The organism is Rubripirellula lacrimiformis, assembly GCF_007741535.1.
In the GTDB taxonomy this organism is placed as follows: domain Bacteria; phylum Planctomycetota; class Planctomycetia; order Pirellulales; family Pirellulaceae; genus Rubripirellula; species Rubripirellula lacrimiformis.
The window spans coordinates 6057470-6071340 of record NZ_CP036525.1 but is presented as its reverse complement, the minus strand read 5'-3'; the positions used below and the strand labels follow the sequence as shown (position 1 = coordinate 6071340).

Annotated in this window: 8 protein-coding genes; all 8 read right to left on the bottom strand. The window is 58.9% G+C overall.

From position 1 onward, the window contains the following. Positions 1-203: 203 nt before the first annotated feature. Positions 204-4604, bottom strand: coding sequence for a VWA domain-containing protein (locus tag K227x_RS21200; protein WP_145178226.1), 4401 nt, complete (start codon positions 4602-4604; stop codon positions 204-206). 386 nt (positions 4605-4990) lie between these two features. Continuing rightward, positions 4991-7216, bottom strand: a complete 2226-nt coding sequence (locus tag K227x_RS21195) for a hypothetical protein (protein ID WP_145172692.1) — start codon at positions 7214-7216, stop codon at positions 4991-4993. Beyond that, entirely contained in the window at positions 7213-7797 is a 585-nt protein-coding gene (locus tag K227x_RS21190) for an RNA polymerase sigma factor (protein WP_246146011.1), read from the bottom strand. Before K227x_RS21190 ends, K227x_RS21195 begins: the two co-directional genes overlap by 4 nt. Continuing rightward, positions 7797-9071, bottom strand: a complete 1275-nt coding sequence (locus K227x_RS21185) for a DUF1501 domain-containing protein (protein ID WP_246146010.1) — start codon at positions 9069-9071, stop codon at positions 7797-7799. The genes K227x_RS21190 and K227x_RS21185 overlap by 1 nt, the downstream gene beginning before the upstream one ends. Before the next feature lie 137 nt (positions 9072-9208). After that, the gene (locus K227x_RS21180; protein ID WP_391540460.1) at positions 9209-10858 is read right to left on the bottom strand and encodes a DUF1549 domain-containing protein; all 1650 of its coding nucleotides are present in this window, start codon (positions 10856-10858) and stop codon (positions 9209-9211) included. A gap of 325 nt (positions 10859-11183) precedes the next feature. Beyond that, a complete protein-coding gene (locus K227x_RS21175) occupies positions 11184-11768 on the bottom strand; it encodes a histidine phosphatase family protein (protein ID WP_145172690.1) in 585 nt (194 codons plus the stop codon). Further along, the gene (gene rpe, locus K227x_RS21170; RefSeq protein WP_145172688.1) at positions 11765-12472 is read right to left on the bottom strand and encodes a ribulose-phosphate 3-epimerase; all 708 of its coding nucleotides are present in this window, start codon (positions 12470-12472) and stop codon (positions 11765-11767) included. Before rpe ends, K227x_RS21175 begins: the two co-directional genes overlap by 4 nt. Positions 12473-12739: 267 nt before the next feature. Next, complete coding sequence (locus K227x_RS21165) at positions 12740-13783, bottom strand: NAD-dependent epimerase/dehydratase family protein (RefSeq protein ID WP_145172686.1); 1044 nt, start codon at positions 13781-13783, stop codon at positions 12740-12742. Between the last annotated feature and the right edge of the window lie 88 nt (positions 13784-13871).

The window sequence follows — 13871 nt, the reverse complement described above, 5'->3', positions numbered from 1 at the left end:
CCGATCGAAAGTGGCGTGAAACTGGCTTCGGTCCACGAAAAAAGCCGACCTGTTTCCAGGTCGGCTTGGTCGTTTAGGATCGTTGGATGACGTCACGGACGTCGTGGATTTTGCCAGCAATCTTTGTAGGTGAAGGAATTCTGGCGAATCCCACTGCCAAGACCACGACTAAAGGTTCCGACGATCCTCGATGGATCGTTGCACTAGTTTCCGATCCCGCCTGCCGCACCGCCGATCCCGCCAGCACCGCCGCCGATGCCACCAGCACCACCGGTGCCTGATCCTTCGTCGCCGGTGACGAAGTTGAACGTGGTGACGTCACCGATTTGGGAGAAGAACGGTGCAGGCGAAATTCGAACGTAACGGCGATCGGCCGAAATGATCGCCAGAGTCGAATTACTGGCACCTTCGGGAAGCACCGTCAGTTCCGGACGGAAACCGACCGCACCAGGTCGATTGAACAATCCACGGCCAGCGGCCACACCACCGACGCCACCGGTGGCTCGCTGGATGTCGTTGTACAGGTCGGCTAGGACTTGGCTGCTGTCATTGCCGCCACCGATGAACTGACCCAACACTTCGTTCTGAACTTGACGTTGAACGTCGCGTAGATTGGCCAGTTGTGCCTCGGCAACTTCTTCTTTGCGTTTGCCGTCTTTGACTTCGAAAACCACCAAAGCGTCTTTTTCAGTCAACGGTACTTCTTGACGGATGAAACGCTGGGATGGGCGTCCGACGTCGGTCAACAGTTCGACCGATACGCGGCCCGTCGAAACGTTGCCCCATACACGGCGGACCAACAATCGGTACTGTCCGCTGAACCCTTGGGGGCACAGATAGGTTTCCGAAACGGTCCCTTCGATATCAGCCGCGCTGCCGGGGAACGAATCACCGACCAGGGTTCCGCCACCGGCGGTCGTACGATTCTCCAGCGAGCACACGGTGCCCGAGGGTTCTTCGACGGCCAAGTCGATGTCGGCGTCACCGGTCCACGAAACGCGAACGATCACGTCGTGGGAAGCAGCCAATTTCAACGCTTCGTTGAACTTGCCTGCAGCCTCGGTTTGTCCTTGTTCAACGAGTTCGGCATGGGTCGCACGAGCAACCAGGCGAGCCTCGTCGACGATCGACTGAAAACTCTCTGGCCATGCTTGGCCCAAGATGCCTTCGCATGCCCACATCAACCCGTCGACATTGTTGTCACGGCGAGCCAATCGCATGCCCATCACGTAAGCGTCGCGGCGATAGGGATCCATCACGGATACCTTTTGGCACAGCTGCAGTGCAGCTGTGGTCGCACCGATGTCTTCCAATCGGCCGGCGACGTTCAGAACGTCCTCGGGTGTTTCGGCGAAATCAACAGCCGACAACAACGCGCGTTCGACGTCTTCCGGCGGTGCCGAAGTCGCTTTCAACGCGATCGCATAGGCCTGGTACATCCAAGGTTGGACATGACCGGCACGCATCGCACCGGCGATCGCATCGCGAGCTTGCACGAACTGATCGACGGCGCCCTCGGTATCGCCTTGCTGTTGCAGACGATCGGCTTTCGCCGACAACATTCCAACGGTCGAACGGACGCGTTGATCCAAAATGGTCAGGTCCTTTGCACCGTGAATCTGTTGGTCAGCAAAGAATTGGTCCCAAGCATCATCACGCGATTGGCCATCGGCGACCTTCAAAACGATGGCACGCATCGATGCGTCCGATTTGGCGATCGACTGAACCGGTGCTTCGGCATCGGCTGCGGGTTGCGAAGCGGTTTGCTTGGATCCCAGCGTCACGTCGTCGGGAACAGCAAACATGCCGCCACCGCCGCCCATGCCACCGCCACCCATGCCGCCGCCCATTCCGCCGCCGCCCATACCGCCACCCATTCCGCCGCCCATACCACCGCCACCGCCACCCATGCCACCGCCCATGCCGCCGCCACCCATGCCGCCACCGCCACCCAATTGGATAACAGGAACGACCAAGTCACCGACCGGATAGACCTTGTTGATCAAGTTCTGCTCAGCCGCTTCGATCGTGGTGATCTGCATGACTTCGTCTTTGATGACGTAGGTCAATTCGTACTCTCGCAACATCAGTCGCAAGAACGAACGCAGCGAAACATTCTGGAGCGTCAAGTCGACGGGTTCTTCTTCCGACAGGCCGATTTCTTCAAGGGCACGGTTGTCGATCACGATTGGGATATCGTGCGTCCGGCTCAATTCGGCAACGGCGTCGGACAATGGCATTTCAACGAACGTTTGCGACGTTTCGTCGCTCAGTGCGGTTTGAATGCGACGTTCGGTCGCGTTGTCACCGACCAATTCGATCGAACCGTATCGTTCCAGACGACGACGGCTCATCCGTTGCCAAACTTCTGCATCGGGGTAAACGATGGGTGGTTCGTCAACGAAGGGGATATCACTTTTCAGCACCAACGACATCGCATCGACAAAGTTACGTTGACGCAGTTCGCGATAGCGACGGTCACGTGCATAGGTCTGCAACATCAGTGGTTCGTCGGTGAAGTGACGACCAGCGACCGAGTCTTTGGTGATCGTATCACCAGCGATTTCAGAGAATTCAAGCGTTACTGTTCCGTCGGCTTCTTCGTAGCGGCCTTCGTCGATCAACGCGTTCATTTGTTGTGACAGCGTCTTCAACGTCGATTCGCGACGCATCGTTTCTTCGATCAAACGGGCCGATGCGTTGGCACCGGAGACGACTTGTTCCAAGTTGCGTTGCTGTTCGCTGTATTCGGCTTCGCTGCGGCTGGCCATCTGGATGGCCGATCGAACTTGCGACAACAATTCGTTTCGCAGTTGCGGATCGAGGTCGGGAGTGGTCTCCAAGTTTGCCAGCAAGCTTTTCAGCGATCCCGCAACACCGGTGGGGTCTTTGCGAATCCGCGATTCTGCTTCACGCAGGGAGGCACGCACCAAGGCTCGCATGCGTCCATCGTTGGCCGAACGTTCACGTCGAACACGGTCCAACAACGGGCCCGCTTCTTCGCGTAATTCGTCGTCGCCAACGGGAGTGGCGAAATCAGCCAATCCACGGACGCCACCGCCACCGGCCATCGGTGCAGTCACGCGTGGCACGTTCGCAGGCGGTGCCGCTACCGGAGGTGCGACGGGCGGAGCAGCCATCGCTGGGGGAGCTGGAGCCGCAGGAGCGGTCGGGGCAACGGGAGCTGCCGGTTCGACACCAAATGCGTCGCCGCTGCTATCCGTCGTGTCCATCGCAGCGCCGAACGGGTCGGCATCACCACCTGCACCGCCGAAGGGGTCCGCATCACCAGCAGCCGGAGCCGCGGGAGCCGTTGGTGCGGCCGGTGCTTCCGCACCGCCGAAAATGTCATCAAACGCGCCGCCTTCGTTCTGGATCACCAAGCGGTTTCCAGCAGCTTTTTCAAGCGAGATGGCGTCGGAGTTGTTCGGGTCGGCTTGAATCGCCAAGTCGGCCACTACCTTGGCACCACGCTTGTTGCCCTGTTGCAGAGCCATGTTACCAGCACGAACCAAAGCTTCGGATTTGGCTGTCATCAAGCGAGCGGTTTCACGCAGCAAAGGCGAACCCGCAGTGGCCAATCGCAGACCCGAATCGGCAACGGCTTCATTGACCAAGCCGCCCAGGAAAGCGAAGTCGGGATGACTGTCTTCCAGTTCAGCGTCGGCCAAAATACGGACGGACGAGGTCGATGTTTCGCCGGTCAATTGCATCGTTCCCGATGCTTCGGCGCCGGCTGCCAAACGACCGATCAAAATCGAATCGCGATCCAAACGCAGCGGCGGAAGCCGATCGGTCTGAATGCTGGTCATGCCGTCGATCAACTTGGCTTCGGTCAACCAAATCGGTGATGTCGTTGCACTGCGAGCCACTTGCGGGGCTAGTGCGGCAACCGATGCACCCTTTTCTTGCGATACGACGCCCAGGACGCCTCCGGTTTGATTGGCCAGGACGCCCATCAGTTCGATGTTGGTGGCCGGACCGATCGCCAACGAGTGGACTGCAATTCGATCTGCACGCAACGCACCGATCAAAGCACCAAAGCGTTTTGAATCGCCCATCGCGTCGATCGATGCACCGTCGCCGATGTAAATGATCGATCGAGTGCGGCCTTGGGGACGCGCGACCAATGCGGATCGAACGGCGTCGATCACCTGCACCATGTTCGTGTTGCCAAGCGGCAAACGCTTTTTCAATTGGGCGGTGGCTGTCGAGATATCCGAGGGCGAAGTGAAATCGCCGCTGACATCGGCCGTATGGACGTCCGCTGCGTACACGCGAACTTGGTCGCCCGAACGAAGCTTTTCGGCGATCGATCGCACGGCGGCGATCGAATCCGTTCGGAACTGTCCGACCTGACTGGCCGACGTGTCGACCAGGATGACAACGTCCGCTGGCGATTGACCGGTTGCAGCAATCAACGCCTGTTCGGCCGAAGGCTGGATCGACGCGGCAAAGTATCCGCTCCCATCCGCCAAGCGGTACGTAGCAATGCGAACTTGGGCTCCATCCGCATTGGAGGTATCAGCTGCCAAAGATGGCGCCGAAACCACCGTGGCGATGGCCAAGGTGAAAACGGTTCGTGCGACGTGTCGCAATCCCATGAGAAGTTTCTCCATGTCGAAAACAGTCCAAAACCTACTCCACGACGGGGATGTTCCCATCGGGGGGGGCGGACCGGCGGCGACAAACAAGCCGGTTGGTGATTTAGTTGAAAAGCAGTCTGCGAAGACTCATCGTTCGAGTCTATTCTCGGTACATCGCACTCGCCACGGAAAAAACGGGCTTTCCGTCGCTCTGATCTGCCTTTGGTCCGGTTGTAGGTGTTGCAAAATGCTGCGATTGACGCAACCTGCAACACAAAAACGGTCCAAACCAGGGTCGGATGTGCGACAACACACCTATAACGCGATTGGCGTGCCAAACCGGCGACCATCGCATTTTGGCGAAACCCACGGCCAGAGGCGACGTCACGCACCGACGGGCGGTGTTACTGGCGAACCAGCCACCAGACTCGGTTCAGCAGGGTTGCGTCGTCCACGCCGGCCGCTTGCATCGCATCGGCTGCAGCGAGGATCGATTTGGGAAGTTCTGTCATTCCGCCCAAATAACCGAGGTGATTGACGCGATCGGCCAGATCGTCCATCGGCACCAACCACTGGACTGGCAGCGATTCGGCTCGGTCGGGGAAGTCCCAGGACAACCGATCCGCCTGACGCGTCTTCCCTTTTCCGTTGCCCTTGCTGCTGTCGCCCAGTTGGGCCAGCAAGGGATTGCCGTCGCCGTCCAGTTTGGCACCGATCGCCCGCATCGTTTCGTCCAGACGTCGATTCAGCGACAAATTGGACCGGGCCGGCACCGCTGCGGCAAAGGCTTCGGCCGCCGAACGGTCGGCGGCATTGTCGATCACCCATGCGTTTTTCAGCGAATCGGGCACTTCGCGATTGGTTGCCGGGGATGCCAAAACCAACGCCAAGGTGCGTCCGAGGTCGAAGTTGCTGCGTCGCAGATCATCGGTCAATTCACGTTCCAGCGATTGCAGTGCCTCGTTGTGCGGGGCGCTCATCGGGTCCACCACGCGGCCCCGCAGGGGCTGGCCATGAACCATCTTCCAGATCGAATTGACCAGTCCGCTGGCCAATGCGTCGGAATCTTTCAGGCGGTCGGCCCACTGGCCTAGCGAGAGTGCGGGTTGATCGGATCCGATCCAAGCGGCCGCCACAGCGGGCTCGGCAAGCCGGCGGCGACCATCCGGTAGGTCGAAAAAGACGGGTTTGGATGAAGCCGATTTGGCAACCGACCAAACACCCTTGCGGCCTTTGGCGGAAACCAAGTCACGCTGCAACAACGCCATCAACGACCAGTAATCTTGCTGTTGTCCGCTGCCTTCGATGTAAGCGTCGTGGCAACGTGTGCAGCGAAGGTCGGCATCCATCGACAGCGATGCCAAGCGTCGCGCCAATGCCCCATCGGCTAGCGACTTCGATGCATGCGCCATCGCAGAATAGAAGGACGATGAATCCTCTGATTCGCCGCTGAACCATCGGGTCAACAATTCGTCGCCGGATGTTTTTCCAGCAAACACGCCAGCCGCTGCATCCACCAAACGTGATTGAGCGTCCGCATCGATCCGTCCCAAACCGCCTTCGGTGACGTCGCCGAGCCAACGCTTCGCGACTTGCCGAGCCGCCTGGGGCCCTGCAAGTCGAGCTTGAATCGCGTCGGCATCCGCTAGATCATCGGGCTGGAAATCAATCCCGGTGGCCGCATTGAAACGTGCCAGGACTTCGGGCTGCTCGGCCGCCGTGGCCGGCTGGATCCCAATTGCGTCCCAATAGGATCGCATCTGTGTATCGGTTTGACGGGACACCAAACGCAGCGGCGAAAGAGCCTTCGGTTCGCTGGCATCCGGATGCGCCGATCGGTCCGCCGCGATTGTGCGGTTGGTCGCCGTGTCGGAGTTGGTCGCTATGTCAGAGACCGATGGCGATAAACTGCCCCTGCCATCCTGATTCGGATTGCCATCGCCTGTGCTGCCATCATTGGGGATGTCTAGCACCATCGGGATTCCGCGAGGCGGCCGCGACTGTGCGATCGCATCGCTAGCGGCAGGTGGATCGATCGATCCCGGTTCCGGCGACTGCACCGCAGGCTGCGGATCCGGCGAATTTGGATCGATCGAATTTGGATCGATCGAATTTGGGCCTGCAATCCTAGAATCCGGAGAACTGGTGTCTGCCAAATTCGGGTTTCCGGAATCGGAACCCGGCGCACTGGGCGCGGCGGCGATATCCAGGCCATCGATTTCCAGTGGACGCACGGCGTCGGGGCGGAGCCAAACGACCGCGACAACGGAGGCAGCCAGGGCAGCTAACACCGCGGCTAGCCGCACGCGACGTCGCCACGTGGAATTGGCGGCATCTGCGTCGATGGGTTGGATGGGCGGCTGTGTTGGCCCGTCACCCATCACCGGCGCGCTGGATTGGCCCGAACGGACTACCGCGGCGTGGATTGGCGGCGGTTCGACGGCGGGGGCCGGTGTGGGGTCTTGGTTCAGACGCGCCAGGATTTGAGCCGTCAAATCGGGTGGTTCGGCGCCGCCCATGGCCTCGGCCAGCAACGCATCGAACGCGCGTTCATCGAACGCGTCGGCTGGGGAATCCCCAGAACGCGAATCGGTTGATCGCTGCGGATCGGGTTGGTTAGCGTTGGTCATGTAGGCAGGTCTAACTTCAATTTCGCTTCGACACAATCGCGAAGCTGGGCTTTGGCCCGCTGCATCAAATTGCGGGCACCATGGTCAGTAATGTTTAACGCGTCGGCGATCTCGATCCGGGTGGCTTCATCGGCGAATCGCATCTGCAACGCCAATTGAGCTCGTTTGGTCAGCAAACGAATGCACTCTTTCAGCGAATCCACCGCGCGGTCGCCGGCCAGGTCTTTGCCCGCCCAGCGATCCCAGATTTCGTCCATGACCGGCGATTCGGCCATGGTTTGCACTTTTTTTCGCCGGCGATGATCCGACACCATCAGGTTGTACGCCGTCCGCCGCAGGTAACTGCTGGTGGCGACGTCACTATGTTGAACGAAGTTGTCGCGGCGAAGAACTCGCAAAAATGTCTCTTGAGTCAAATCGTCCGCCATCGCGTCGTCACAGCCCAGCATGCGCAGATATCGCCAGACGCCACGTTGGTGGCGCGCGATCAGATCGGCCGGCAACCGTTCTACCGAGTCGCTGGGACTTGGGACGGTGCCGCTATCGGTATTCTGCGAATCACCGGACGACGCCACTGCCACTATGCCAGTAGGTCGGTAATGATCTTGCCGCCGCCGGCAATTTTCATCGGCCGTCCGTTTTTGCTGGTGAACGTTTTATCCGTGGAAATCCCCAAGCCTTTGCAGACCGTGGACATCAAATCTTCGCTGCTATAGGGCTCGGATTCAACCGCGGTTCCGTCGCTGCTGGTTTCGCCGATGGCCAATCCGCCTTTCAGATTGCCGCCGCCGACAACGCAGGACCAGGAACGTGCCCAGTGGTCACGTCCGCCATCTTGGTTGATCCGCGGGGTGCGGCCGAATTCGCCCATCCAAACCAAGACGGTGTCTTCCAGCAACCCGCGTTGGGCCAGGTCTTCGGTCAACGCACTCATGGCACGGTCCAACTGAGGCAACTTGGTGTCCTTCAAAATCGCGTGAACGCCGTTGTGGTTATCCCAGCCACCGAGGTCGACTTCGACGAACGGGACACCGGCTTCGACCAATCGTCGGGCCAACAAACATCCTTGGCCGAATCGGTCTGTGCCGTAGCGTTGCTTGGTCGCGTCGTCTTCTTTCTCGACACGGAACGCATCCATCTGTTGGCTGGTCATTAGATCATACGTTTTTCGAAGCACCTTCGCATGCTCGGAAGCCGGCAGGTCGCGGGTGCGTTTTTCGAATCCAGTTTCGATCGCATTGAGCGCGGCCATCCGCTGCATCAGGCGAGTTTCCTTCAGCTTCATGTCCAGATTTCGGATCTGTCCATTGCTGCTGACCGAAAACGGGCTCCAGGCCATGCCCAGGAATCCGGGGCCCGCGGCCGCGCCACCGACCGACACGAATGGCGGGATTTCCAGTTCGGGACGCTGGCCAATCAATTCGTGAGCGATCACGCTTCCGTAGCTGGGGTGTTCGATATTGGGGTTGGGGACAAACCCGGTGTGCATGTAGTAGCGACCGCGATTGTGATCGGCTTCTCGCGTCGACATGCTGCGCACGACCGACAAGTGTTTCATCTGCTGAGCCATCATTGGCATGTGTTCGCAGATTTGCATGTCGCCGGTCGTCGAGATCGGCTTGAACGGACCGCCGGTGGGAGCGCCGGGTTTCATATCCCACATATCGATCGTCGATGGCCCGCCGCCCATCCACAACAGAATCGCACTCTTGCGGTTCTTTTTCATCTCGTCGGCATTGGCGTAGATCGCGTTGCCCATCGTGAACGCCGCGCCGGCCGCAGCCGATGATCCTGCCATGTGCTGCATGAAGTGGCGACGACTCATGCCGGTCGGTGTTTGCCAAGATGTGGTCATGGGAAGTGCCTTCGCGAAATAGATAAGTGGATGAGCGATACGATGGATGTGCGACGGGCGACCCGAACGATTCGGATGGTGACCGACGAACGTTGGCCGAAGCCAACACGCGTGGTTTGTTTGCAGGACGCGCTGGGTTAGTGCTGCATGATGAATTCGTTGCTGTTGATCACAGCCCACCACATGTCTTGCAGCATCTCGGCTTCGTTGCCTTCGCGAGCTCGCAGCAATTGTGCAGCGATCTGCATTTCGCTTCGATTCGGCCGCCGTGCCAAACCCGCTTGGAACAACACCGCCACGCGGTCTTGCGGTGAACGGCCTGTCTTGGCGACGCGGTCAATGAAGCTGCCTTCTTCCTTGCTGATGGCGTTCTGAGTCAACGCACCGTTGAACAGCATCAGGGCCTGCGGAATCGAACCGTTGAAAGTCGTGGCTTCGTCGCCTTCGTCGGTTCCAAAGGCCACCACAAACTGGCTTAACCAACGACGCCGTTCGCGTTCCTGTTCCTCGTAGCTTCCCGACGCCGATGCATCGGTCGCGGTGACCATCGATTGGTACAACTGTTCGGCTGACATCTGACGCAGATAGAAACGTGAAAACTTAGGCATCTCGCCGATCGACGGATCGTCGACCTCGTTGCTGGTTCCCAACACCGCGGCCAATTGATAGGGGCGGCTGGCGGTGATCCAAGTGATCAGTTCCTTCAGGTCATAGCTGGACTTGCGAAACTCAACGGCTAACTTTTCCAACAGCTCGGGATGCGACGCTGGGTTGTGTGGGCCCAGATCGTCGATCGGTTTGGTGAATCCAAATCCCAATAGCAGCGACCACATTCGGTTGACGATCATCTTGTCCAGATACTCGCTTTCGAGCATCAGTCGACCGAGTTCTTCGCGGCGATTGACTTCGCTCACAAATCCGCTGCGATCGATCGGCGTGCCGTCGGTGAACACCGGGTAGGCGACCTTGGTCAATCCATTTCGCAGTTCGTAAAAAATCAGTGCGTCTTCGGGCGAATTGGATTCGCCGGCAAAGTCTTGATCAACCAACTCGCCATGTGCGATGTCGTTGGTGCCATCGACGAACCGACGCAGCGATCGAGTCTGGCGAAAGAACGAATTGAATTCCCAGAAACGTTGTTGTTTCCATTGATTGAATGGATGGTTGTGACACTGGGTGCACTGGACCTGTTGGCCTAGGAAAATTCGCGACGTGCTGCTGGTCGCCAACACCGCATTGTCTTGGTTGACCTTGTCCAACAAAAAGTTGGTCGCGCCGTTGAAGCCGTCGCTGCCTGGTTTGCCGCTGCCGGTCGCGGTCACCAGTTCGTAGACCATCGTGTTGTAGGGTTTGTTCGTCGCAAAGGAATCACGCAGGTACTTCTGCATCCCTTCGGGGCTGACCATCGATCGTCGATCGTTGCCGGCGCTGCGGCCGATCAACAGGTTCGACCAAATCGTCGCCCAGTGGTTGGCGTATTCTTCGGTATAGCGATCGTCATTGAGCAGCGTGTCGACCAACTTGGATCGCTTGTCGCTGCCTCGCGTGCTGGTGAATTCCCGCAGTTCTGCGACGGTTGGAATTCGACCAATCACGTCCAAGTACACTCGCCGGGCCCAGGTCGCATCATCGACATCGGGGGCCGGGCTGCGAATCTCAAAATCTCGCCACCCCTGTTCGATCAACTCGTTGATCAATGCCACTTGGGGACGAACCTGCGTGTCGGCCGCCGGCGCTGAAACCAACGCTGGTCCGCTAGCGACTGCAAACAAGCACAGCAGCGACAGGGCAAAACGGCGAATCGGAAGCGATTGGTTCACGAGGTGGAGATCCTAAGACCAGAGGGTGCATGCGATGACCTTTGAACGTACCGACAGCCATCGATGTACCCACTATTCTATTCCACTGCGCACAGTGGCTCCAACACAGATCGGGCCAAGCGGCCAATCCGGCCGCTGGTCAGCCGTTACGACCCATCCCCCCCCACGCATGCCATCGGGCCTCATCGTCCGCCCCATCGTCCGCCCAATCGGGACCGGTTGGATCGATTCAAATGATTGAAACGAAATTGCCGGTTGTAGGGGAACCCAAAGAAGGGGGGCGGGCTGCGGTTCAATCCATGATCGGTTCGATCAGGTCCCACTTTGCCGAATCGGTCTCGGCTTTCCAGAGGTTGGAAAGCGTTTCGCCGGACAGCAGGTTTTGCACGATCCACGCCATCGGATCCGGGATGACGATCGTGATCAATTCGTCATGGTTCTTCTTCAGCAGTTTGCGCACTGCCTTGACGACGCGAACCTGTGCGTCGCCGATCGATTCACCGCCGGGCGGACAAATGTCCCAGGGCGATTCCTGACCGCGACGATACAGTTTGGGGTGATTGCGTTTCAGTTCGTCGATCAGTTTGCCATGCCACAACCCGTGATCCAGGTTGCGAAACGCTTCGATCACTTTGACCTTCGCGCCACGCCCTTCGGCTAACATTTCGGCGGTTTCGCGTGCCGATTCGCAGGGGGCAGTGTGAATCGTGCGGCAGCGGAAGTGCGAGATCTGGTCGGCCAACGTTTCCGCTTGGCGACGACCCGTCTCGCTCATCGGCATGTCCATCGATCCCTTGATGCGCCCCTGGTCGTCAAACTCAGTGGCGCCCGGACGGACCAATAGGACCCGCGATATCGCAGGTGATTTCAAGATCATGATCCGTGCTCCGCCGATGGGTCGTGTGCAGCGATCTGGTCAGACAAGACCTTCATCGCATCGGCATAACTGTCTGTCTTGAAGATCGCAGATCCCACCACAAACAGGTCGCAACCTGCGGCGCGGGCTGGGCCGATCGTGGTGGGATCGATGCCACCATCGATTTCCAACAACAGATCGGGGAACTCGGAACGCAGCGTCTGTAACTTCTCCAACGCGACCGGATTGAATTTCTGGCCACCGAATCCTGCTTCGACGCTCATCACCAACACCATGTCGATATCGGCCAAACAGGGGCGAATCGATGCCAACGATGTTTCCGGATTCAGGGCTACGCCAACGTTCACACCAAGCTCGCGAATCTGAGCCGCGGTCTCGGCCACGTCGCGGACCGCTTCGACGTGAAAGGTCAGCATGTCGGCGCCCGCTTCGACCATCGGCCGTGCGTACTTCGCCGGATCGCTGATCATCAAGTGAACGTCTAGAGGCATGTCGGTGTGCCGCCGGAGCCCTTCGACGATCGGCATGGCGTAGGTCATGTTCGGGACGAAGTGACCATCCATGACATCCAAATGCAGAACCTCCGCCCCTGCGTCACGAAGACGAGAGACCTCCCCCTTCAAGTCGCCAAAATCACATAGCAACAAACTGGGAAGTACGGCTGGGGCCGCGTTGCGGATCGCTTCGAGTGAGGCTTTCGCCATCAAGTCGTTCTCATGGAGTAGCGAATATCCCGACCAGGCCACCGGGGCAAAGTACGATCCCGCAAAGCGGAAAAATGACTCGACCCAGCACGACCGTCGTTGCGGCGGGATGTGTATCAGAAGACAGATTGAACGTGGTGCCGATCAATTGTCAATCGCTGACTCTCTGCTCACTGCCCCTCCGACGGGCGGGTGCGTTTTCGTATCCGTCGCAAGATTCGACTCTTTGTGGTCGCCCAATTGCCTGCAAGGGGGAATAATCGCCCGTTAAAAAGTGGCGGAATTCGTCGGTTGAGTGAGCTCTGGGAGCCGGGTTTGGACCCATTGGACCGCGTCATCGAGTGTCCGATGCGGATCTCGCCATCGGTATCCCAGCTCGCTGCGGGCTCGGGAAGAATCGTACCAATGCCAAAGGCTGGCCAGTTCGAGTGCCGCGGTGTTGAAATCGCCCTCTTTTTCTCGAAAATTTGCTATCAACCCGGACACCACCTCAGCCAACCACAGTTGGCCGGGGCCTGCGGGCATGATCGGCTTTCCAGTTCCGGTCCGTTCGGCAATCTCTCGCCACAGTTCAAAATACGTCCAGTTTTCACCAGCCAAAATGAATTCACGCCCGGATTCGATGCGGCCATCGATCAGACCGTCCATGGCCGCGATCGTGCCCTGGGCAACGTCTCGCGAATCACAGACGGAACATCCGCCCGATGGAGCCACGGGAGTCCATTGCCTTGCGACCTCTGCGATCATCCGACCGCTGCTAGGCTTCCAGTCCCAGGGGCCTAGCATGAAGCCGGGATGGGCCACAACGCAGCGCAGCCCACGCACCACGGCGCGGCGGACAACTTCTAGCCCGGCTCGTTTGCTGACCACGTAACTGCACGGCGTCTTGTTGCCGTTGGCTGCGACCGGAGTCGTTTCGTTGGCCGGGGCGCGGCGGGTTCCTAAGGCCAAGGTGTCGACGGTGCCGATGTGGACCAGTGGTTTGCCATGATGCAGACAGGATTCGACAATCGCAGCAGTCCCATCACGGTTGACGGCCATGGATTCTTCGAGCAGTCGCCAACCGATATGGATCATCGCAGCCGAGTGGATCACCACGTCGGCCGCAGCGATCGTTTCGTCCAAGGCTTGATAGGTTGACGGATCCGCCAAATCGGCCTCCACCAGTTTTACGTCGACGCCATCAAAGATCGGTTGGCGTGGTTGTCGGCGAACCAAGGCGGTCAAAAGATCGCCAGATCGCTGCTCCGCCAGGGTCCGCAGGATCGTATTGCCAAGCAGACCGGTGCCTCCGGTGACGAGGATTTGCATAGGTGAATCAGAGATGGGGTGTCGAATCAGGGGACATCAAGCGATCGGATCGACGTCACCGCGCCAGTGCGAGTGACTTGTAGACCAA

Bases quoted from the DNA above. Each gene is read 5' to 3' on its own strand.
- K227x_RS21200 (WP_145178226.1), bottom strand. From the start codon at position 4,604: ATGGGATTGCGACACGTCGCACGAACCGTTTTCACCTTGGCCATCGCC.
- K227x_RS21195 (WP_145172692.1), bottom strand. From the start codon at position 7,216: ATGACCAACGCTAACCAACCCGATCCGCAGCGATCAACCGATTCGCGT.
- K227x_RS21185 (WP_246146010.1), bottom strand. From the start codon at position 9,071: ATGACCACATCTTGGCAAACACCGACCGGCATGAGTCGTCGCCACTTC.
- K227x_RS21175 (WP_145172690.1), bottom strand. From the start codon at position 11,768: ATGATCTTGAAATCACCTGCGATATCGCGGGTCCTATTGGTCCGTCCG.
- rpe (WP_145172688.1), bottom strand. From the start codon at position 12,472: ATGGCGAAAGCCTCACTCGAAGCGATCCGCAACGCGGCCCCAGCCGTA.
- K227x_RS21165 (WP_145172686.1), bottom strand. From the start codon at position 13,783: ATGCAAATCCTCGTCACCGGAGGCACCGGTCTGCTTGGCAATACGATC.